This window comes from Sphingobacterium siyangense, from assembly GCF_007830445.1.
In the GTDB taxonomy this organism is placed as follows: Bacteria; Bacteroidota; Bacteroidia; order Sphingobacteriales; family Sphingobacteriaceae; genus Sphingobacterium; species Sphingobacterium siyangense.
On sequence record NZ_VLKR01000007.1, the window covers coordinates 25,893 to 47,292 of the forward strand.

The window sequence follows — 21,400 nt, forward strand, 5'->3', positions numbered from 1 at the left end:
AATGATATCACGGTCTTGATAACATGTTCCCTCATAAATTTTAGTAATATTTTGTTGTGTTATTGTCTGCTTTTGAGGGGACTATGAAGAGTTAGTCCTGTTAAATTCACTTTTGGTGAACGCGTACACCGAAGAAAATTTTGTGTAATATTCGGTATCTGTAACCTACCGCTTACATCCAGCTAATAGTCCGTTCTGCGACAAAGGATCACACTTAACTTTGTATAAAAATAGAAGCTAAATAACGATTGATAAAGTGTGTTTCCCTTTTTTAATACACAATGGTAATTTTTTTAGCGTAGAAACAGGTTAAGTCATAAAAAAAGTTCGTGATATGGAAATTAAAGAAAACAAATTGATCGGTGTTGCCTATAGAGATACACCAAACAAAGGTGGAATTATTAAACCCGTTTATATTATTATGCACTACGATGGTGCATCCAATGCAACGAGTGCAATTGATTGGATGACTGATTCCCGGAGCAAGGTCTCCGCCCATCTTCATATCAGTCGTGATGGTGTTATAACGCAATTGGCCCCTTTTAATATTAAATGTTGGCATGCGGGCCTTAGTACCTGGGCCGGTCAAAGAGATTTGAATAATTGTAGCATTGGAATTGAATTGCAAAATAAGGGTAAGGAGAGCTACACCGAAAAACAGATCAATGTTGCGATAGCTGTGTGTAAAACAATTGTCCGTACTTATTCAATTCGGGAGATTTTGGGGCATTCGGATATTGCGCCTGGAAGAAAGGAGGATCCAGGGATACAGTTTCCCTGGGAAAAATTTAAACCGTTAACAAAAGGAAGTTATAATGGAATTACTTGAGATTTTGGAGAAATTGATTATCCCTGTAGTGACAGCTGTAGGGGGGTATTTTGTTGGAAGGCCCAAGCAGCAAGCTGAAGTGGAGGCAACAAATGTTGAGAATGCCGGAAAGGTAATTGAAAAATGGGAAGGATATGCCAATAGATTAGAGAAAGATATTGAGCAATTACGGACGATCATCGAAGATCTTAATGAAGGGTTACGTTTGGCAAATGACGAACGTACGTCTTGCGCTAAGACCTTAGCGGATTTGCAAGTGAAATATGATGATCTCATGAAACTTCATAATAGGTTACAGATTGAATTAAAGCGCGTTAAAAATGAAGAATACACTACAGATAATCGCAATGCTGCTACTGGTTAGCAGCTGCGGTTTGTTTAGAAAGGTTGAGAAAACCAAGGGATCACAAGAGTTTGGTGTCAAAGAGAAAAATACCAATTATGCTACTATAGCACAGAACACGGAACATATACAAATTGTTCGATCAGATAAAGAGGTTTTGGTAACAGATGAATATGTGATGCAAATTGAAGGTGAAGGGATCCAGATTATGCAGGATGGTGCTGTTCAGCTACGTAAGGGAAAAGTCTATACTAAAAAGGAGCATTATGCTGAAAAGCTGCAGCTTGAGAGTGGGTTCGATACCAATTGGAAAGCTCAGAAGGTAGAAAGTCGTCAACAAATTGAAACGAAAATGGAGCTACGCAAAGCACAATCAAAAGAGGTTTCAAAACCAGCGGTGTCAAGCCTTCTTTATTTTTTAATGGGTTGCGGTGTATTGGTCGGTTTGATTATTTGGTGGATAAAGAAACGTAAGTTTGTTGAGTCTTGGTAGTTTCCGATTAAAAAATGTTACTATTATTCTTAATGAAATTCAGATAAGAAACACAAAATAGTCCTTGAGTATTTAAAATTCAAGGACTATATTTTTGGAACCGGGCAGAATTGCCGAATTAGCAGAGCTTGTGTGATTGTACAAATAATACTAAACCCCATCGAAATGCCTGTCAATAAGGTAATAATTGGCAATCTGTTTAATTTCCTTTTTGAAATCACGATAGAGGTCAAATTGATTGCAAGCACAGATGATAGATTTCTGTAACGTGTCATTATTTATTTTTAAATAAGGGCCAAGTTCCTTATATATGCTACTTTTTACTTTTGTTTTCAGATTATCTAATTTTTCTGGCTGAAAAATACGTAGAACAACGGCGATAGCTTTGTAACGATGCTGAATATCCTTATAATTGATATATTCACCCATAATCTGTTGAGAAGGTATACCCACAAATTTACAATAGCAGTCAATTACTTGACTGATCTTGGAAAGGTCAGATTCATATATCTTATCGATGGATTTTAGTATTTCAGGATGATTTTCTTTCAAGAAACTCATGATGAATGAATAATATAGTGAGTTCATACCTTGTGAGCTATTTTTGTCGGTTATTGTACTGCTTTCTTCTTTTCTTAAATTACTGTTGTATTTTTGTCGTTGATGATAATCTACTGCGTAAACAATGTGCTGTCCGGGATGTTGTGTCATGAGCTGTTCCATTTTCTTTTTACCTTTAAGTATGAACTGATTTTAGTCTCGTTAATTGCAAATCCAATGAATAGCTAATTGACTTACTACCCTGCTCGTCTATTCTATGAATTTAATATAGTCTATTGATGTTAAACAAAGTTAAACAAATTTGTTAATCAAACAAGTTTATTCGAAGCTTATTTTTACTTTTTATATGGAAATATAAACTTATTTGTTTAACTATAATTTATTGGTAATTAGGTTTTTATTGTTTTATTTTGATTGTCTGTTTGTTTAGGTTTAATAAGTTGTGTAACTTAGTGTCAGATTGTTATATATTTGTGTAACATTTGTTAAATACCCGATCGACTATGGAAACTTATCCAAATAATAACTTTGAAGTTTTACGCTTGGAGATGCGTGTTACTAACCGTGAATTCGCGTCTTTATTGGGGGTACGCGAACAGGTGTACTCGCGTATTAAAAAAGGAGAGTATCCTATTGGACTTACGATGAAAACACGTATTCAAGCGGCTTTTCCTCAGGTTCAGTATGACTGGTTGTTGTATGGAAAAGGTGAAAGAGTAGAGATAACTCCTTTAATGCACCCCGACACGATAGCAATGCTTAGTATTGGTAACGGTAAGTCAATAGGGTATTTTTCGGAGGACGTCAAGTTTATTGACGAAAATAAGAATAATATATTTTTTGAAGTTTCCCCAGGACGATATTTGATGCAGACAAAACTTGTGACAGAGAAAGCTAAAGCTGGGTATTTGTCTGGCTTTTCTGATGCTGAATATATGGACGATTTACCGGCACATTTTATTACGGTCAATGAGTTTCATAAAGGTGCCTATCGTTCTTTTGAAGTTAGTGGTGATAGTATGACCGATGGAACTGATGCAAGTGTATTGGACGGCGATATTGTGACGGGACGTTTGATTAAAAGGGAGTTATGGCAATCAAAATTTCATACCCACAAATATCGTTATTGGGTTGTTGTACATAAATATGAAGGAGTTATTATCAAAGAAATTGCTCATCATGATGTCAATAACGGAATTCTTACCCTTCGTTCGCTAAATACTGATAAAACAAGATACCCGGATTTTGAAGTAAGTCTAGATGATGTTGACCAAATTTTTAATGTTGTAGATATTAGCCGTTCGCTTTAGGAACAGCCTAACTCAGCATATGATCGTTTTGGTGGTTCGTCTCTTCATATCACCGTTTATAGGTGGACCTTTTTGTTTCGGCTATAGTGCAATAAATTAATCCAATCGCCCGCTACTAAATTGAAAGTTCTCCTTATCAAGTATTTATGATTTTGCTAAAAAATATAGAAATAAAAACTAATTATATTAGTTTTTATTTCTATATTTGACTATAAGTTGAACGTATGCGGGCATGTTGTTGCGTGCTGTCTTGGCGCTCCTAGTATATATTTAACGTTAAGAAGGCTGATAACGTGACGAGAATATTGGTTGCTCATTATTCCGGCATGTCCGTGGCGTTCAATTGAAATAATAGGTACATGTGCGTAGGTTATCAGGGCGGGGTCGAGGCATTTTTGAATAAGTCGAACTATTCACTAAGTTGTACCTATGGACTTACCATTTACTAATCATCATATGTTTATTTTTGAAGCCAGGTTTTGAAATCTGGCTTTTTTATTTCTTATGCTATCAATTGTTGTTAATTTTAGTCTTTTACAAAGCTTACATCGGTTATTTTATAGGAAAAATTATCTTTTTCCCGTTCAGTTTCAGGTTTTTCCATTTCACTGTAGTGAACGGTTCCCTTCATCTTGAAGGTTGTATGGGAATCTAGATTGATTTTTTCTCCCTTATCGTCAAATACATAAAAGTTCTTAAGCGTATAATTTTTCTGATCTGCGGGAATTTCAAATAAAACATTGTTTTTTTCTGTCCCTACAGGTAATATAACGCTGAATGCAGTGAATTTTTCAGAACTAAATGCATGGGATTTAACTACGAAATTCATGGCCATAGTTTTTGATTTACCTGATGAGAATGTAAAGGATGGTGCATCAAATTCACCTGTTAACGTAATGGTTTTGTTTTGATTGTCGTAGTTTGATTCGATAGCTTTTACCGTATCGACAGAACTGCCATTGCAAGATGTGAACAACGCTATGGCAGAAGATACTAACAATGATGTCGAAATTAAGTGTTTTGTTTTCATGGGGAAAAATTTCATTAATTGTATATTACTTTGAACATAACATACTTCATACTGCTATGCTCCTTTTTAATTGTAAAGACCCTTTTTATTGATAGACAACTTCGGCTCATGTATGTTTTGGCAGTTTCGTGAAGATTTCTTTGAATCATCAATATACATGCCTTCATGATGATTTAAGCTCACATTCAATAACATTCGTTGATCAATTTTTATAAAAGTAAGGTATTGAGGAAGAGGTTTTAGCACTTGATTTAAATTCGGGGGGAATGAATTTAAATTCGCATGCCTTGGGCTTTTTTTCGTCTATAAGAGATAGGTAAATGATAAACTCAAGTTTTATTTCGGCGGAAATGTCTGTAAACAGGTTGTAAGGGATTTGATCTTATACTATTAGCCCAATGTTATGATCAATTTTTTGATTTAAAAAAGACCAAGTTAATAACTAAACAGGTGAGTGTAAGTAAAGAAGAGCAAGTTCGGATGTTATTCCAAAATACCCAGGGTTTTTCAAAGGCGTCACGTGCAAGTCTTAACGATTTTTCTGAAGATATCGATAGGTCTATCGAGGCTAATTGATTATTTAAGGGTACATTTTGCGTGCCTGTAACCACAAGTACACCAATAATATAGCTTAGGCATGCAACTAGGATTAGATAAAATTTAGGTGAATACAGGTCAAAAAATAATATGTTAGCCATGAGTAACAAAATTGGTGCGCCTAGAAAACAGCAGTAAAAAGCTGAGTTTAGTATTTTTTTATTGATATTTTGCATGGCCATCAAAAAGGCTTTATCGTTGAGTTTATGTAGACCCAAATTGACCGAAAAGGTATACGAAAAAAACAAGCCTGATATGATAGCCGAAAATATTGTTGCCAGCGCTAAAATGATGTCTTGCGATTTCATGTCTATATTTTTTTTGATGTACAATGTTTTACTGAAGTTAATTGTCTAGGTGTTCTAATTTATCAGAGCATTGTTTTCTTATAGCAAATATTTCGAAGAAGTTGAGGCTTAAAGAAATTACACACTTTCGTTGAGCTCGCCCTTAGACCATACAAAAGTTGTGATAAACAGTGAGTCAATATAGAATAAAAACGACAGTAACCTACTTTTTGTTAAATGATGTTGGCGTTGTTCCTGTGAAAGTCTTAAAGACACGAATAAAGTGCGATTGGTCGGAGAACCCATTTTCATAAACAACTTCCGTTAGCTTTTGGAAATCTTTGCTATTAAGCTGTTTCAAAGCGGCCTGAAACTGTACCATTTTAGCGAATTGTTTAGCGGATACCCCAGTTTCCTTGAAAAACCTTCTTTCAAAAGTTCGGATGTTCAATGCTTCTTTTTTTGCAATTTCCTTAATAATGATTTGGCCCTTTTTTTCGATGATTTCGAGAATTGCTCGCTGAATCGAAAAATCTATGTTATATTTCTTGCTATCGAAAAAGCTGAGGAGCGATTGTGTTAATAGTTGGATGCTGTTTTCAGCGTTTGAAGATGAGGATAATGTACTGCTTAGTTGGTGGAAGTCTCTATTTGAAGGAGCATCTAGATCATAGCAGCCGTCGTTTATGCTTTCGGGCGAGATACCCCAAAATCGGCGTAATACAAATGGGTAAAATTGAAAAACGATAATCTGAAAAGGCCCTGTTACATCTATTGAAATCGGTTTTATTGTCTGACCATAGAGAAAAATCGTCGGCATCTTTTTATCATGGGGCTTGATTGTAAAATCACCATAGCATCGTTGAAACAATAGACCGGGGTAACCATCAGCATAAAAAGGTAAGTTTACGCGATCATTTTTCTGACTTTCAAATACCAGGATCGCCTTTACGAATAATGTAATGGATGTATCAGGGCTGATAATTTGAGCATTCATCAATTAACTTTGTTGGCTTTTGATTACGACCTGTTGTACGTTTAAATATACTGAAAAATCTATTATAAGATGGAGTTGCCCTGAGATTTTCATTAGCGGATTTGTAATATCATGGTATATCTAAAGTCTACACATGCAATCCGACTTATTTGAAATAAAAAAGGGGATTTTTTCTTCTCACCTCAAATAATTGTGCATGTTCCAGTAATTTAAGTGTTCAAAATTGAAACTACCATTATAGTTGGCTCCCACTAAATTTATTTGTGTTCAGGTCGGCAGCTGAAAGCGTTTTTAGAAGTTCTCTAGCTGCGGCGCTACCTGCACGGTTTGCACCGATTGTCGATGCTGATGGACCATAACCCACGAGGTGAATTCTTGGTTCTTTTGCGACCATGGTCGCTAGTCTGCCTGCCATTTGAATGCCACCCTGTTTTTCTTTTGGTAGCACTGCGTCTAGATGGCGCAATGAACTTTTAAAGCCTGTATTCCAAAGTATAACATCTGCTTGTTGTTCTGTTCCATTGGCCCATTTGATCCCCTTTTCTGTTATTTCTTGAAACATTGGAAAACGTTGAAGGACACCCCGTTTTTCCATCTCCTGGATTTCTGTAGAATAGGGGAGGCCCGTAACGGAAACGACAGACAAAGGTGAAAGCCCCAACCGTACACGTTCCTCTACCATAGCAACAGCATTATGCCCAGCCATGTCATCAAATGGCCCCTCTCTGAATAAAGGTGGTCGTCGTGTTACCCAGGTTGTCGTTGTAACCTTCGAGATTTGGTCCAATAGCTGAATGGCAGAAATACCGGCTCCAACAACAATAACATGTTTGCCACGAAAATACTCTGCAGTTTTAAAATCCTTTGTGTGAAGTTGCTCGCCCCGAAATAATTCTGCACCTGGATAGGTAGGAATATAGGGGTTTTCCCATGTTCCGGTGGCGTTGATAATACCGAGTGCTGAGAAAAGAGTTTCTGCCGTATCGATATGAAAGCGATCTTGGTACAAGTAGACTTTTTCTACTTTAGCTGGTCGATATACTTGAAGTCCAAATTTTTCTTCATAAAGTTTAAAATAATGGGGAACAGCGGTGTTTGCCTGAACTTCCGCCCCTTTTGTTGATAAAGTCTCCTCAAACGACATGCCGGGCAAATCGTGTATTTTATTGACTGTACTTAAGGTAAGGGAGTCCCAGCGAAATTGCCAGGCTCCTCCTGGTGCAGAGGCTTCATCCAAGATGATAAAATCCGGCCCGATTTTAAGTCCGAGCTTCTTCAAATGATAAGCAGCAGAAAGTCCAGCCTGACCCGCACCAATGACTGCAATTTTTGTTTTGTAGCGAATGTTCTTTATCATACGAGAGTGGAGTTAACGCCAACCAAGTTCGGGAGCTACGTGTTCCAAAATGGCTGAAAGAATGTGGACATTGTAGTCGACCCCTAGCGTATTTGGAACGGTCAATAATAGCGTGTCTGCTTCCTGTATTGCTTCATCTTGCGCTAGTTCTTTCACGAGTTGATCTGGTTCTGCGGCATAACTTCGCCCAAAAATCGTCCGCTTGTCCGATTCTATTACCCCAATTTTATCTGTTTTGTCAGCCTCTTGCCCGAAGTAATAACGATCTAAATCATCGACCAGAGCGAATATGGATCGACTGACCGAAACGCGGGGTTCACCAGGGTGCCCTGCTTCCTTCCAGGCCTCTTTGTATAAACGTATTTGTTCGGCCTGCTGAATATGAAAAGGTTTGCCATTTTCATCATATTTCAAAGTGGAACTTTGCAGGTGCATCCTGTTTTGAGCAGCCCATACAGCCGTGGCATTCGATGCTGCTCCCCACCAGATACGATCACGTAACCCTTCCGAATGGGGTTCGAGTCTCAGCAAACCGGGCGGGTTTGGAAACATTGGATAGGGATTTGGTTCAGCGAAACCAATTCCTTTAAGTTTTTCTAAAAATTCCAATGCTTTTTGCCTTCCCATATCAGCATCTGTTTCGCCCTCGTTGATATTGTAACCAAAGTAACGCCAACCATCTATTACTTGTTCAGGCGATCCTCTGCTGATGCCGAGCTGCAATCTGCCCCCGGAGATTAGATCTGCAGCTCCTGCGTCTTCCACCATATAAAGGGGGTTTTCATAGCGCATATCGATGACGCCGGTGCCGATCTCAATTTTGGAGGTTTTGGCTCCAATGGCCGATAATAGAGGAAAGGGAGATGCTAGCTGATTCGCAAAATGGTGTACACGGAAATATGCACCATCTATGCCTATTTCTTCAGCAGCTACTGCTAGATCGATGGATTGCAATAAAGTATCGCTTGCGGTCTGCGTACTATATGCGGGATGCTTGGACCAATGGCCAAAAGATAAAAAGCCTATTTTTTTCATAAATCACAATGGGATTTGATGTCAATCAAATTTAATAAATGTTGCGATTATTTCGGTAGTTTACATTGTCCGATGGGTGTCAATAATATATGGTTTGAATGAATTTGCCAAATGACAAGTAGGCTGTGGCTCAAAAAGAGTAATTTTATATATTATTCAATTGTATTAGTGATTCAGGATGATGCTTTCAGACAAATTATTACAACAGATCGAGTTTATTAAGGAGATCGATAAGATTAAATATATCCAGCGCAGGACAAAACTTTTCAATAGTGACCGTCCCGAAAATGACGCTGAACATAGTTGGCATCTTGCCCTCATGGCTATTGTACTTTCAGAACACGCAAATCAATCAGTGGATTTATTGAAGGTAGTCAAAATGGTATTGATACACGATATCGTCGAAATTGATGCAGGTGATACTTTTATCTATGATACAGAAAAAAATCATACCAATACAGGTGCGGAGCGTTTGGCAGCTCAGCGGATTTTTGGAATTTTGCCTGGGCAGCAAGCAGAGGAACTCATTGCGATCTGGGAAGAATTTGAAGCTGGCAAAACGCCAGAAGCACAGTTCGCACGAGCGATGGATCGATTGGAACCACTTTTACAGAATAGTTCCAATAATGGTGGAACCTGGAATGAACCTGGTGTAAATTATGAAAAGGTTTATGCAAAAAAATCTGTCATCAAGGATGGCTCAGCAGTATTGTGGGAATATGCAGAAAAATTGATCGATGCTGGAGTTGCTCGAGGGATTCTCAAAAAGGGAGAGTAGTTAGGATACTGATCAATGGCAAGCAGTAAATCCGATACTATTGCTGACAGCTGCCAGCTTTTTATGATGATTGATAACTAAGTTCAGCGGTAAGTCTTCGAGTTCTATTTGTTTCCCAACAGAGGTTAGTGTCCAGCCATTTGGTAGTCCAACTTTATTGCTTTCCAAAATGAACTAATTCTATTTTGTATATTGTTTTGACTGAACGTGAGCTGCGAGGTTGCAAACATGCACGTTGTCAAAATGAATGTTCCTATTCTTTTCATGGGACATATTTACGAAATTGAGTAGTCAGACTAAATAGGAAGCATCAAAATTAAAGAAAACTTAATATTGGACCGCGAACTTAGCGTAGGTGATAACGCGCTGTTTTTTAGTATGGTCAAGAGCCTCTGAAAATCTGTTTGTAAAAAAATATATGACAGAAAGTTTAGTATGGAATTCTCTTGTGTAATTGTTTATGGCAAGAGTTGGTCGGTTTATAGATAAAAGTCTGTTGTTTACCGATGGAAATTGTTCTTTCACCGAAAACTTTTGGTTTTTTAAAGTTTATTTTTTGAAATTGGATTGATAAACTATTCAATCTTTATTTATGATACACTTCTTTAATTCATTGGTAATTTTAACTATAGTAGGATTGATAACCATCTTTACCAGCGTGAAAACCAAAGATTCCCAGGCCAATATTGGGGACACTATAGTAGAATATAAATCTTCAATCAATCGCGCTATTAAGCCCAGTATCCTACACAATATGCGACAAGATAAGGTTCGACTATACATGGATTACAAAGATTCTATTTTGTAACATTAACTTTCTTATTTGAAGTGACTGTTTTTATTTTTTGAAAAATATAATTTTTAAATTACTTTATTGTTATATAGATTAATTTCGTATATTGAGTTATATTGAAAATCAAGAAGGTATATTATTGTGTCTGTTCTGTTTTGCAGCGCTCTAGCGCAATTTCCATCTTTATGAAGCCTATATTTTTAAATTGATTATTCTTAAATAGCTTATTATGAAAAAGAAAAGTTCGTCGTGGTTTTTTTATGCCATTATTGCTATTGTCATTTGCGTATTTTTATTATTGAATCTTCCTGAACTTATTCAGGGATTTATGAATGGTTATAATTCAGTTATTAAATAGTAGCCTGGTGTTTACCGTTTAATTTACCATACTTACCGAGTTTTTTACTGTATTTATCTAAACTTTGTAGCTGTTGTACGCGCTGTATTGTAGTTTAGAATGAGTAAATGGAATAGGATTAACACCGTATTTCTTGAATGGAACTTAATCAGATCTAATGAAACGAGTCGAAATATTTAAAACCAATGTTTATCGAATGAAGGATGCACAGCGAATTGTTGCAACTCTTGTCAGCCTGTTTTCCGCTTATAAAATTAACTTCGATCTTGACGATGAAGAACGTATTCTAAGAATTGAATCTTCACAATTGGAAATTGAGACCAACAGCATTGTTAGAAAGATGTTCGAGTGGGGTTATCGTTGTGAAAGAATCATTTAATTATGTTCAAAAAATAAAAAACTAACAATTATATTAATTTTCATTGTAAATTGCGCTGGTAATTTGTTGAACAAAACTGTTGGCAGGTCTTAGGGATATTATGTCGAATAGTCAAGGATTTCAAAATAAGATTATTCAAAAAAACAGTGTTGGTAAGCGCGATATATCGGATATGATTGGTAATAGAATGCTCATTCTTTTAATTCTCTTTTTTTTTAATACAGATTGTTTGGCACAAAATGGTACTCCTTTATTGATGGGGAGGTCAGAGATTTTGCATTCAAAAGTTTTGGGTGAAGACAGAATGATCAACATTTATCTTCCCGACAATTATAACCCCAATGATTCTGTTCGCTATCCAATTGTATATGTTCTTGATGGTGGTATTGATGAAGATTTTTTTCATATTGCGGGTATTGTCCGTTTCAGTACACAACCCTGGATCGATAGATTCCCTCAAAGTATTGTTGTTGGAATAGGTGGAAATACACGAAGGAGAGATTTTACCTTCCCTGTTGAAAATACAGATTTTATAGAAAAGGAAGGTTTTCAAAAAGCTAGCTTTCCCTCGTATGGTGGTTCCGAAAAATATAGAACCTTCATGAAAAAGGAATTGATTCCTTACATAAGTGGCAATTATAAATCGAATGGAAAACAAACTTTAATAGGGGAGTCACTGGCGGGGCTTCTTTCCGTAGAGATACTATTAAAACAACCCGAACTATTTGATGACTATATTATTATAAGCCCAAGTTTGTGGTGGGGCGAGGAGTCATTATTGAAAAGAGCAGCGAAGTTTCTACAAGGTAATTTGAAAAAAGATATAAAAGTTTATCTTGGTGTGCCCAATAAAGAAGAAGATGTGAGAATGTATGATGAGGCCATAGCGTTATCTGATATACTTAATAACAATAAAAAAATTCATTTTGTATTTGATTACATGCCTGATGAATTGCATTCCACTGTAATACATCAAGCGGTCTACAACGCTTTTAAGAAGTTGTATCCAAAAACGTTTTATTCAAAATAGTGTGGGGATATGTAGCGATTGATTTTATTTTATACCTAGGTTTCTTCTATCGTGCCATTCATCTTCCAGGATTGACATCAATAGCTTGTCGTGAAATTGATTATCCCTAAAACAGGCTTTACGCATTCTTCCTTCCAATTGAAATCCTGCGTTTTCATATGCTTTTATCGCTGCATAATTCGGTTCAGATACCGTAAGCATAATTCTATTGAGCCCTAGATTTCCAAACCCTATATCTAGGATTAATTTGGTAACTAAAGAGCCTATCCCTTTCCCCCATTCTTGGCGATTCCCTATAAAGATAAAATACTCTCCGGATCTGTTTAGCTTGGAAATATTACAAATGCCCGCATACCCAATCAGTTTATTCGAATCGTTTAGGAAAATTCCACGATTAAAATTTTTAGAATCGTTGACAACGGATAAAAACCAATTGTCTATATGATCCTTTGATCGGAGTGACTGAAAAAGAGAGAGGGAATATTTAATAGATAAATCGTCATTGAGCCATTCATAAAATGGTGAGACATCTTCAACAGAGAGTGGTTTTAAGTTGACCATGGTTTAAGGTATATTGCATTCATTATTTTCAAAATTTATTCAGGTTCAAAGGCTCTTCAGCTAATGCTCGTTCCCCTGATAGATGCACATAGGGTCGTTTTTCTTTGCTCTTTCGAAGCTTTTTTGTTAGAAATTGACGGAAGTACGATTTGCTATTAGCATTTGCATATGAAAGTGCAGGTAAATTTCCTGCGCTATCTTCTTGACCATTTTATTTTTACTGCTGATAGGTTGGAAGTCTCAAGACGTTGATTCGGTTCGACTTCAAAACCATTTTTCATATAGAAACCTAGCGGTGAATTATACGGGCAATTATTATTTTTTTTCTCCATGTGATGGTCTATCACCCAGCCGTTAAGCTCCGTTTCTTCAGATTTCAATCTGTCAAGTAGATTGGAACCTATTCTTTTTTTGTGTAAAAGACTTGAAAGTATAATAAGAAACCAGCGTTTTGTATCGCGATCAAATTTTGAACACCAACCGACAATTTGTTGATTTTGTTTGACAAGGATGTGTTGTGGTTGGCCTAAGCTTTCCAAATAGTTCTCAAAGGTCGATAGGCTGGAATATGCCATAACTGCGGGATATTCTTTATTCCATAATCCCATGATAGCAATTTTTTCGTTCCTGTCAAGTTCTGAGGTCATCAGATATTCAGTCGATATTGTATTCATTTAGATTAATTTACCATAATTTGCTTAATTATAAAGAATAGAGTTAAAATATCTATATGGTAGTTTTACAACATACGGTTATGGCCGTATAGTCCTCATTCATGAGCAAATTTGTTGTTTTATTTTAACGGGTTAATGATCACTTGGTCCACCGTTTTCCCCTGCTGATCGAGAATTTTGAAGATTCCTTTTTCATCGTCTAAATCTACGCGAAGCACATTATTGTTGGAATTTACAATGACCGGAAATTGTATCGTATTTGTCGCATTTTTGATGATGTTTCTATGTAAATGTCCTGATAGCATGATCTGTGTTCCTGCTTTGTTGAGGATAGGAACAAATTTCTCCAAAATCTCTTGTTCCCCATGCCATCCACCAAAAGGGGGCATATGACAGATTACGATCTTATATTTGGCATCTTTAAATGACGGATCTTCAATAGCTTGAGCTAACCAGGCCGCTTGTTCGCTTCTATAGTTATCCATATCTACAATGCCACTATATTCAATGTCGGTATCGGGTTTATCTTCACCACAATCTAAAATGATAAAACCAGCATTTCCATGCCTAAATTGGTAATATAGTTTACCTGTTGGTGTTGGGAAATATTGGGGATATTCAGTGGCAAAAGGTCCACGTGTTTCATGATTGCCTCTTGAATAAAACATTGGTTTTTCGCTGGCGAACTTTTTAATGGCGGTATCCATAAACCCTTCATATAGTTGTGTTTCACTTAATAGGTTATTAACCATATCACCGTTGAATACCACAAAGTCACTAGTCTTTAGACCGCCGATATCCAATAGCTTATCGAGAACCTCATTGCGTTCGTGAATATCATTAACTACCGTAAAATGGGTAGATTTGGCCATGCCAAAGGTTTGGAAAAATAGGGGTGCCTTTTGATAGACATCAGTGGCCACTACTTTTCCATATTGCACATTGACTCCAACATGTTTGAGAACTTCCTGACTATACACACGATATCTATAGCGTGTTCCAGGTTTTAAATTGGTCAATGTAACCTGATGTAAAGTGCCTACCTTTTTGAAGCCATAGGCAGCCGCATAATATTTTGGTCTTTCCTTAAAGTAAAAGTGACTGGAGTCATCTGGGGCCAGCTCAACCCAGCCAGTAGCAGGCTTGTCTGTCGTCCAAATAATGGAAACAGATTGCTCTGTCAGTCCTTGAATGAAAGGTAAGTGATTTATTCTGATCGCATCCTGACCAACTGCCATAAAACAATTGAAGAACAACAATAGGATGATGCATTTTAGTTTCGTCATTGTAGTACCTGGGTCTATAATTGATTTACCGATGTAAATCGGTTTTTCTTAAGCTAAAGATATAAAATTGTGTAAAAAAGCCATCAATCAAAATGTAACAGTCTTGCTAGACTACATGGCGCCCCGTTTTGTTTTTTGCTAAAAAAGTGCTGTAAACTGGTAATAATTAAGAAAATTAGACCTGTGTTTAGCTCCTATATTTGGAATAACCTAAGTAAGAGCACCTAATCAAACACAAATGAAAAAGATAGTTTTATTTTTATCTGTGTTTCTAACTTCACTAATTGCACTAGGCCAGCAGATCACGGGTACCGTACGTGATAAGAATGGTAAGCAATTAGCCGGAGTAACTTTAAGAAACACGAGTACTTCCAATAGTACACAGACCGATGATCAGGGGAATTTTAAGATTTCAGGTAAAGTTGGAGATGTCTTGGAGACGAGTTTTATCGGATACGAGCGGGCGCGTCAGCCTATCCCTGCAACCGGTAAAATGACCTTTACCTTGGTCGAAACATTAAGTATTCTTGACGAGGCCGTGGTAATCGGTTATCAAAGTACTTCCCGCAAAAAAGCTACTGCAGCTATATCAAGTATTTCAGGTAAGGATCTAGAAAATCTTCCAGCTGCCAGTTTTGATATGTTGCTTCAGGGAAGATTAGCTGGCGTCAACGTTCAGAATTTTTCTGGCGCTCCGGGTGCTTCGCCAACATTGGCTGTTCGTGGTACATCGGCAGTTAGCCTGAATTACTCCAATGACGACTATTACAATGTCATTAGTAATCCACTCTATGTTATTGACGGAGTTCCGCAGCCTACAGAACAATTTGTGGGTCCGAATACAGGAACAGGAACCAACTACCTTGCAGGTCTAAATCCGAATGATATCGAATCTGTGGACGTGCTCAGAGATGCTTCTGCTGCTGCAATTTATGGGTCTAGAGCAGCAAATGGAGTGATTATGATTACGACGAAAAAAGGGCGTAATGGCGATCCCCGTTTTATGCTAACCGGATATGGAGGTCTAACGCAACGGCCCGAACTACGTGAAGTAACACTCGGAAGAACCGAACGTGAGCAGAAGATGACGATACTAAAAAATCAACTCTCTTCCAACGATTTTAGAAATCTACCTTTTATGCTAACCGATTCGCTAAACCCTGCATTCAATGGAAATACAGATTGGCAGGATTTATTCTACCAAAAAGGAAAGATAAAGAGTGCAGACCTTTCTGTTAGTGGCGGATCGGCAATTAGTTCGTATCGTTTTAGCGGAAATTATTACGATGAGGCCGGGATCATTAAAGCAACCGGGTTTAAACGCTATACAGGAAGACTCAATTTGTCCAGTAAGGCTATCAATGAGCGTTTAACCATCAATCCCATTGTTGCCTATTCGTATAATAAGCGAGCGCGGGGGAGCGGGAGTGATGTGAGCCCAATAGCATTGAGTGCGGGTAGTATGCCATCGTCACTTTTTAATCTTTCAGATGCTAAAAAAGCTTATCTTTTGGGTACCTATGATAGTAGTCTTGACAATAATGAATCTTCTAATCTGAATACCAATCTAAATCTGATTTTCAATATTGCACCTGGGTTAACTTTTACCTCCCAATCTGCCTATATCAAAGATATGGCCAACAGGGCTTATAATAGACCATCAGCCTTGATGAGTGGGGCGGGTAATTATTCGTCAGCTTATTCTTATGAGAATAGCCAGGTCAGGATATCGAACTTTTTAACCTACGTCAAACAGTTTGGAAAACACTCGCTCAATGTATTACTGGGCCAGGAAGCTGAAAAGAATAGAATGCAAAATGTATCAGCTTGGGGCAGCCAGGGCGTATCGGATCAGATCCAAGTGGTTACAGGTTTTCTGCAAAATAATATTGGTGCCAACTCCGATTTGCAAAAATGGTCACAGCTATCTTATCTCGGTCGCTTTTCCTATGATTTTGATAGTAAATACCTTTTTTCAGGTGCTGTACGTGCTGATGGTTCGTCCCGCTTTGGAGAGAACAACAAATGGGGATATTTTCCATCGGCATCTGTTGGCTGGATTTTAACTGAAGAAGATTTTCTAAAAAATAACCCTACATTCACCTTACTTAAAATTAGAGGAAGTTATGGATTGACTGGATCGCTCCCTTCAAGTAACTATTTGCAGTATAATCTCTATAATGTCAATAATGGTGGGTATCAGGGTAATTCCGGAGCAACTTCCTATAATGGTCAGGTGGCTATTACGCCAAACTTTAGAAATGGTGTTGCACAAAAGAACCTGAGTTGGGAACGTAATAGACAGTGGAATCTAGGCGTTGATATGGAATTGTATAGAGGACGATTTACAGCTATGGTCGATGTCTTTAATAAGGAAAATTATGACGGACTATTTGATGTAATGCTCCCGGTGACTTCAGGATATGATTATGCCAAAACAAATTCTGTCGGGATTCGCAATTCAGGTGTCGATATTCAATTATCAGCTGATGTGCTCCCACGTAGCTCCGCATTAACCTGGCGATCCAATTTAAATATTTCTTATGTCAAGAATCGAATTATGAACCTTCCAAATGGTGGCCGTGATATGGTCATGGACGGCGATCGATTTGATAAATCACATATCCTTTCCGTAGGTAGTCCAATCAATGCATTCTATCTCTATAAAACTTTGGGCGTTTTTGCTACCCTGGATGATATTCCTGTTAACCCCTATACAGGTGAGCGTTATCGCAATTCCAATGGAACGTTCAACCCAGGAGATTTTTATTTTGAAGATGTTGATGGCGATTATTTTGTAGACGTGTTTAACAGTGGTATCAATCCGGATAAAAGGGCTATTGGAGATCCCAATTTTAAATGGACAGGAGGTTGGAATAATGTCTTTAACTATAAAGACTTTTCGCTTACTTTATTTTTTACCTATGGTTTTGGAAGAGATGTACTAAATCTTTTTGAATCAGATCAATTTAATAATTCCACTTCCGGAGATGCGGTATCAAATTTCACTTACTATTCGATACGGGATTTAGATAAACTGAATATTTGGAGGCAGCCAGGTGATAAAGCCGAATATGCCAAATATGATATCGGTACCTATCGCTACTACTATACCTCTGCACAGACTTTCTTTTTAGAAAATGGTTCCTATATGCGTTTCAAGAATCTTATTTTTTCTTACAACCTCCCTGAACGCATTAGCAAGAAATGGAGTATTTCTAAAGTGAGATTCTTTGGTATAGTTGACAATGTAGCCCGTTGGCAAAAATCAAAAAAATTGCCTGATGCCGAGGCAGTAAACCCATATGGAGAGTATAACGGTGGGGGTTATCCTATTCCAAGAAAATATACATTAGGATTTGAACTAACTTTTTAAGACGATGAAAAGATTTTTTTTAAACTATAGACTAGCTGTGCTACTGATGCTGGTTTTCTTGCTAGGGTCATGTAAAAAGTTTTTGGTGGAAGAACCTGTCAATTCAACCTTTGCGGGTGCGTATTGGAAAAGCTCCGGCGATTTGAGAAGTGCTATGGCCGGTAACTATGCCTTGGTGCGGGATGTGATGAATTCTGGTAACTGGAATCCGAGTCCTCGATACTTTATGTATGGCGATGCAATTGCCAAGAATTATTTTACAATCCAGTATAATGGCGATGGTCTGGAAGGAATTCAAGACGGAGATTTCACATTTCAATACAACGTAGAAAATTTCGGAGACTGGACCAAGTATTATAAAGCGATTACGATGAGCAATATCCTTATTAATCGAGTTCCTAAGGTAGCGGACGACTTGCTGACCGATGTGACCAATCCGACGAAATTCAAAAATGAGATGCTCGGAGAGGCCTATTTTTTACGGGCGTTCACTTATTTTATGATGCTACGTGTTTGGGGAGATGTCCCCTTGGTAACTGAAGAATACGATGATCCTATTTCTGCTCCGGAATTAGCACGAAGTACCAAAAAAGAGGTTATGGCGCAGATTGAGAAGGACGCACTGTTGGCACATGAACTGCTACCTTGGCAATATTCACTTGTTGGGAATGCGAAAGTTACAGCCAATAAAGGCGCAGTGAATGCATTGTTAGCACATTTTTACCTTTGGAAGGCCACAATGAGCGATGTCAATTCAAACCAACCGGATCTCGAAGCGGTAGACAAAGCCGATAAAGCCATCGATGAAATCTTAAATAATGGTATGTATTCACTGACTGATACATCCAATTATTACAAGACTTTCGAAGGACTTTCGAGTGAGGGTATTTTTGAAATTGCAATGAGTGAAAATACGCGTGAAGGAACCAACCAGCATATTGCCAATATGTTTTTGAGAACTGCGCAGCTGGCAACTACTGGAACAAATTCGAGGTGTTATGTCAATGCAGATTATCTGACAAATCATTTTTATAAAATAGACCAAGTTTGGGATTGGTATTGGAATACAAGTTTGCAGCAGTGGGAGTGGAAAGCGATGCCTTCACAGGTCTTTGACGATAGCGATATTCGCTGTCGACGTAATTTTACAGATTTAAACAGCGATAAAGCTACTTGCATAAAATATCAAAGTGTTGTCTATCGTAATCCATCACAAAAGCAAGATCCTTATGTTAGCAATAATTTGATTGTCTTTAGGTTAGCGGATATGCGCTTGTTGAAAGCCGAAATTGCACTCTACAGAAATCAAGTCTCTAAAGCGATAGATATCATCAATGAATTTAGAAAAAGGAATGGCGCCGATGAATCTGCATTCGTGGATAATACATCGAGTAAAGACGATGTCATGTACGAATATATTATTGAAAGAGGTAAGGAACTTTATCTCGAAGGGCATATTTTTTATGATCTATTGCGAACAAAGCAATACAGCAATTTTGTTCCATGGCTTTCAGAATCCCGTTTTCGTCAAGAAGGATTTTATTGGCCGATTAATCCAGCCCTATTCAAAAATAATAACAAGTTGACACAGACCTCTTACTGGAGAGGAAAGGTTTAAGCACTAACTAAAAGAATTATGAAAAAGATAACAGGATTGTTTGCGTCGTTATTGATCTTTCTTTTTGCTTGTAAGAAAGATAATTACAAAGTAGATGGAGGAAAGAGCGACGCCCACGTGAATCAGACAACCTATGATTTTTTAAAGCAGCACGGTAGCTTTGATTCATTGGTTAAGATTATAGATCGCGCTGGTATTAAAGATATTGTCAATTCGGATGTCACTTTCTTTGCAACGAGTGATTATGGCGTACGGGATTATGTAGCCGCCAAAAAACAACAAAAGATCATTGAAGTAGGAAACGAAAATATTCAGTTCGGGATAAATAACATCCCAGTCAAGGAATTACGCGATTCGATGATGATTTATCTATTCGATGGAAAGATTACAAGAGAGAATCTCAGCCCGGATAATAAATATTTTGTGAGCAAGCTTGGCGCGATCCCAAATGTCAGGTTCAATATTAAGTTGCGCAGAACACGTGATTACAGCGATTATTTGGATTATGTAGACTATCTCAATTTTACAAAGGTTATCGGGACTCTTGATGCTGAAGAACCAGATTATAATGCGATTCCCAAAGATCAGCTCGATAAATCCTATGATTGTCAAACCTCAGGAATTATTACGACGACAGGTGTATTGCATGTATTGCAAAACACGCATCGTTTATTTTTTAACGCCGGAAAAATGGCTGACTAAAAACAGATATGAAAACGAATTTAAAAATTTTATATAGCCTAGTGTTTGTTTTTACACTGACTTCTGGGTGCAAAAAAATTGAAAACGGCTTTTTGAGTGAAGGTATCCGTTATAAAGACAATACCATCTTTTGTAAACGTGGGATGTCGCTTACGATGTCTGACCGTATCAATACAGATGGCTCCACTCCGCCCTATACATTCGAATTGTTAAATTTAAAGGATGAAGCAACAGGTCAGCCCGCACCGGATGTCTTTTTTAAAGAATTTGACATTCTAACCTTTAAGCCTGGTTTAGTATTCAATGCCGAGACAGATACCACGGTCGAGCTTCTCAATAAAAAGAGAGAAACAGTAAAAAAGGCTCCGATGGAATTCAATACCGTCAGTGGACAGCTGGTTTTTAATCGAGCTTCTGCCAACCTACCTCTAGGGCGTTTTAATTTTGATGTCAAAATGACCAATCCAAGAGGAGAACGGGTATTCCCTAAATTGGCAACCATTGAGATTGTAGAGCCCACGATTGATGATATGTTTAAAGTAACATATCAGGCGGCGTCAGGATCAAGTGCTGCTGAAGTTTTTACTGGGATCACGGCTCCAAAGGTGACTTGTACAAAAATTTCAAACGATGGCGCTCGTGTTATTCTAAAGATCGTCGATAAAAATGGAAATGCATTCAATCCTAAAAATGGAGAAGTGATCAAAAGAGGGGATCGTCCGATGTTTGAATCTCATGTGAAGTTTAATCCCGTACAGGTTACAGATAATTCAATGATCTGTGATTTTGAAGTAGCCCCCTTTCCATTGGCTAAATTAATTGGAAAAGATGGAACAGATTGGGGATTTCTCAATTATTATCGCATCCCAATGAAGTATGCACAGATAGATGGGTTGAGTGCTAATAATGTTAACCCCGTATTTGGATTCCAACTATTGATGGAAGGTACTTATGAGGTTCAGGTGAAACTGCCAACAGTAACGCGTATAACACAATAACGATTAGG

At 37.6% G+C, this 21,400-nt stretch carries 20 protein-coding genes; 11 read left to right on the plus strand and 9 right to left on the minus strand.

Annotation, left to right across the window (positions count from 1 at the left end; all coding sequences use genetic code 11):
- Positions 1-334 precede the first annotated feature (334 nt).
- The 3 genes from IQ31_RS08145 to IQ31_RS08155 are packed head-to-tail and all read left to right on the plus strand — an operon-like array spanning position 335 to position 1,665.
- A complete protein-coding gene (locus tag IQ31_RS08145; protein WP_145327705.1) occupies positions 335-829 on the plus strand; it encodes an N-acetylmuramoyl-L-alanine amidase in 495 nt (164 codons plus the stop codon).
- On the plus strand, positions 816-1,193 hold the full coding sequence (locus IQ31_RS08150) for a hypothetical protein (protein ID WP_145327706.1): 378 nt from the start codon (positions 816-818) through the stop codon (positions 1,191-1,193). Before IQ31_RS08145 ends, IQ31_RS08150 begins: the two co-directional genes overlap by 14 nt.
- Positions 1,150-1,665, plus strand: a complete 516-nt coding sequence (locus IQ31_RS08155) for a hypothetical protein (RefSeq protein WP_145327707.1) — start codon at positions 1,150-1,152, stop codon at positions 1,663-1,665. The genes IQ31_RS08150 and IQ31_RS08155 overlap by 44 nt, the downstream gene beginning before the upstream one ends.
- Before the next feature lie 150 nt (positions 1,666-1,815).
- Here the strand turns inward: IQ31_RS08155 and IQ31_RS08160 are convergent, their stop codons facing one another.
- A complete protein-coding gene (locus IQ31_RS08160) occupies positions 1,816-2,388 on the minus strand; it encodes a hypothetical protein (protein WP_145327708.1) in 573 nt (190 codons plus the stop codon).
- A 341-nt stretch (positions 2,389-2,729) separates the two neighbouring features.
- Between IQ31_RS08160 and IQ31_RS08165 the strand changes: the two genes are divergently transcribed.
- Positions 2,730-3,536, plus strand: a complete 807-nt coding sequence (locus tag IQ31_RS08165; RefSeq protein ID WP_145327709.1) for a LexA family transcriptional regulator — start codon at positions 2,730-2,732, stop codon at positions 3,534-3,536.
- 526 nt (positions 3,537-4,062) lie between these two features.
- Here the strand turns inward: IQ31_RS08165 and IQ31_RS08170 are convergent.
- The 5 genes from IQ31_RS08170 to IQ31_RS08190 form a co-directional block, all read right to left on the minus strand.
- Complete coding sequence (locus IQ31_RS08170) at positions 4,063-4,566, minus strand: hypothetical protein (RefSeq protein ID WP_075991373.1); 504 nt, start codon at positions 4,564-4,566, stop codon at positions 4,063-4,065.
- A 407-nt stretch (positions 4,567-4,973) separates the two neighbouring features.
- Positions 4,974-5,471: an anthrone oxygenase family protein gene (locus IQ31_RS28210; RefSeq protein WP_145327710.1), complete on the minus strand. Its 498-nt coding sequence runs from the start codon at positions 5,469-5,471 to the stop codon at positions 4,974-4,976.
- A 202-nt stretch (positions 5,472-5,673) separates the two neighbouring features.
- Entirely contained in the window at positions 5,674-6,447 is a 774-nt protein-coding gene (locus IQ31_RS08180; RefSeq protein WP_145327711.1) for a helix-turn-helix domain-containing protein, read from the minus strand.
- Positions 6,448-6,682: 235 nt separating this feature from the next.
- A complete protein-coding gene (locus tag IQ31_RS08185; protein ID WP_145327712.1) occupies positions 6,683-7,804 on the minus strand; it encodes an NAD(P)-binding domain-containing protein in 1,122 nt (373 codons plus the stop codon).
- Between the two features lie 12 nt (positions 7,805-7,816).
- Complete coding sequence (locus IQ31_RS08190) at positions 7,817-8,839, minus strand: LLM class flavin-dependent oxidoreductase (RefSeq protein WP_145327713.1); 1,023 nt, start codon at positions 8,837-8,839, stop codon at positions 7,817-7,819.
- Between the two features lie 178 nt (positions 8,840-9,017).
- On the opposite strand from IQ31_RS08190, the gene IQ31_RS08195 reads away from it, so the two are divergent.
- The 3 genes from IQ31_RS08195 to IQ31_RS08205 all read left to right on the plus strand — a co-directional run bounded on the left by IQ31_RS08195 (position 9,018) and on the right by IQ31_RS08205 (position 12,177).
- Positions 9,018-9,617 (plus strand): HD domain-containing protein, encoded by a 600-nt coding sequence (locus tag IQ31_RS08195; protein WP_244294425.1) that lies wholly within the window; start codon positions 9,018-9,020, stop codon positions 9,615-9,617.
- 1,308 nt (positions 9,618-10,925) lie between these two features.
- Positions 10,926-11,147 (plus strand): methyltransferase type 11, encoded by a 222-nt coding sequence (locus IQ31_RS08200; protein WP_120335437.1) that lies wholly within the window; start codon positions 10,926-10,928, stop codon positions 11,145-11,147.
- Positions 11,148-11,247: 100 nt separating this feature from the next.
- Entirely contained in the window at positions 11,248-12,177 is a 930-nt protein-coding gene (locus IQ31_RS08205) for an alpha/beta hydrolase (protein ID WP_208734168.1), read from the plus strand.
- Between the two features lie 24 nt (positions 12,178-12,201).
- On the opposite strand, the gene IQ31_RS08210 is transcribed toward IQ31_RS08205, so the two are convergent.
- From IQ31_RS08210 to IQ31_RS08220, 3 genes are all read right to left on the minus strand, one after another.
- Positions 12,202-12,738 carry a GNAT family N-acetyltransferase gene (locus tag IQ31_RS08210; protein ID WP_145327714.1) on the minus strand — a complete coding sequence of 179 codons (537 nt, stop codon included), beginning with the start codon at positions 12,736-12,738 and terminating at the stop codon, positions 12,202-12,204.
- A gap of 194 nt (positions 12,739-12,932) precedes the next feature.
- Complete coding sequence (locus IQ31_RS08215) at positions 12,933-13,412, minus strand: GNAT family N-acetyltransferase (protein ID WP_088160504.1); 480 nt, start codon at positions 13,410-13,412, stop codon at positions 12,933-12,935.
- Positions 13,413-13,531: 119 nt separating this feature from the next.
- Positions 13,532-14,698 (minus strand): purple acid phosphatase family protein, encoded by a 1,167-nt coding sequence (locus IQ31_RS08220; protein WP_075991381.1) that lies wholly within the window; start codon positions 14,696-14,698, stop codon positions 13,532-13,534.
- Positions 14,699-14,936: 238 nt separating this feature from the next.
- Here IQ31_RS08220 and IQ31_RS08225 point away from each other — a divergent pair, with 238 nt between their 5' ends.
- The 4 genes from IQ31_RS08225 to IQ31_RS08240 are packed head-to-tail and all read left to right on the plus strand — an operon-like array spanning position 14,937 to position 21,392.
- Positions 14,937-18,074, plus strand: a complete 3,138-nt coding sequence (locus IQ31_RS08225) for a SusC/RagA family TonB-linked outer membrane protein (protein ID WP_145327715.1) — start codon at positions 14,937-14,939, stop codon at positions 18,072-18,074.
- 4 nt (positions 18,075-18,078) lie between these two features.
- Complete coding sequence (locus IQ31_RS08230; RefSeq protein WP_145327716.1) at positions 18,079-19,692, plus strand: RagB/SusD family nutrient uptake outer membrane protein; 1,614 nt, start codon at positions 18,079-18,081, stop codon at positions 19,690-19,692.
- Positions 19,693-19,710: 18 nt separating this feature from the next.
- Positions 19,711-20,394 carry a hypothetical protein gene (locus IQ31_RS08235; protein ID WP_075991384.1) on the plus strand — a complete coding sequence of 228 codons (684 nt, stop codon included), beginning with the start codon at positions 19,711-19,713 and terminating at the stop codon, positions 20,392-20,394.
- A gap of 8 nt (positions 20,395-20,402) precedes the next feature.
- On the plus strand, positions 20,403-21,392 hold the full coding sequence (locus IQ31_RS08240) for a DUF5007 domain-containing protein (protein ID WP_075991385.1): 990 nt from the start codon (positions 20,403-20,405) through the stop codon (positions 21,390-21,392).
- The last annotated feature ends 8 nt before the right edge of the window (positions 21,393-21,400 follow it).

What these genes read in the sequence shown, in the direction of transcription:
- IQ31_RS08185 (WP_145327712.1), bottom strand. Translation starts at nt 7,804, where the DNA reads ATGATAAAGAACATTCGCTACAAAACAAAAATTGCAGTCATTGGTGCG.
- IQ31_RS08210 (WP_145327714.1), bottom strand. Translation starts at nt 12,738, where the DNA reads ATGGTCAACTTAAAACCACTCTCTGTTGAAGATGTCTCACCATTTTAT.
- IQ31_RS08240 (WP_075991385.1), top strand. Translation starts at nt 20,403, where the DNA reads ATGAAAACGAATTTAAAAATTTTATATAGCCTAGTGTTTGTTTTTACA.
- IQ31_RS28210 (WP_145327710.1), bottom strand. Translation starts at nt 5,471, where the DNA reads ATGAAATCGCAAGACATCATTTTAGCGCTGGCAACAATATTTTCGGCT.
- IQ31_RS08160 (WP_145327708.1), bottom strand. Translation starts at nt 2,388, where the DNA reads ATGGAACAGCTCATGACACAACATCCCGGACAGCACATTGTTTACGCA.
- IQ31_RS08215 (WP_088160504.1), bottom strand. Translation starts at nt 13,412, where the DNA reads ATGAATACAATATCGACTGAATATCTGATGACCTCAGAACTTGACAGG.
- IQ31_RS08195 (WP_244294425.1), top strand. Translation starts at nt 9,018, where the DNA reads ATGATGCTTTCAGACAAATTATTACAACAGATCGAGTTTATTAAGGAG.
- IQ31_RS08205 (WP_208734168.1), top strand. Translation starts at nt 11,248, where the DNA reads ATGTCGAATAGTCAAGGATTTCAAAATAAGATTATTCAAAAAAACAGT.
- IQ31_RS08230 (WP_145327716.1), top strand. Translation starts at nt 18,079, where the DNA reads ATGAAAAGATTTTTTTTAAACTATAGACTAGCTGTGCTACTGATGCTG.
- IQ31_RS08145 (WP_145327705.1), top strand. Translation starts at nt 335, where the DNA reads ATGGAAATTAAAGAAAACAAATTGATCGGTGTTGCCTATAGAGATACA.
- IQ31_RS08220 (WP_075991381.1), bottom strand. Translation starts at nt 14,698, where the DNA reads ATGACGAAACTAAAATGCATCATCCTATTGTTGTTCTTCAATTGTTTT.
- IQ31_RS08235 (WP_075991384.1), top strand. Translation starts at nt 19,711, where the DNA reads ATGAAAAAGATAACAGGATTGTTTGCGTCGTTATTGATCTTTCTTTTT.
- IQ31_RS08150 (WP_145327706.1), top strand. Translation starts at nt 816, where the DNA reads ATGGAATTACTTGAGATTTTGGAGAAATTGATTATCCCTGTAGTGACA.
- IQ31_RS08165 (WP_145327709.1), top strand. Translation starts at nt 2,730, where the DNA reads ATGGAAACTTATCCAAATAATAACTTTGAAGTTTTACGCTTGGAGATG.
- IQ31_RS08190 (WP_145327713.1), bottom strand. Translation starts at nt 8,839, where the DNA reads ATGAAAAAAATAGGCTTTTTATCTTTTGGCCATTGGTCCAAGCATCCC.
- IQ31_RS08170 (WP_075991373.1), bottom strand. Translation starts at nt 4,566, where the DNA reads ATGAAAACAAAACACTTAATTTCGACATCATTGTTAGTATCTTCTGCC.
- IQ31_RS08155 (WP_145327707.1), top strand. Translation starts at nt 1,150, where the DNA reads ATGAAGAATACACTACAGATAATCGCAATGCTGCTACTGGTTAGCAGC.
- IQ31_RS08200 (WP_120335437.1), top strand. Translation starts at nt 10,926, where the DNA reads ATGAAACGAGTCGAAATATTTAAAACCAATGTTTATCGAATGAAGGAT.
- IQ31_RS08180 (WP_145327711.1), bottom strand. Translation starts at nt 6,447, where the DNA reads ATGAATGCTCAAATTATCAGCCCTGATACATCCATTACATTATTCGTA.
- IQ31_RS08225 (WP_145327715.1), top strand. Translation starts at nt 14,937, where the DNA reads ATGAAAAAGATAGTTTTATTTTTATCTGTGTTTCTAACTTCACTAATT.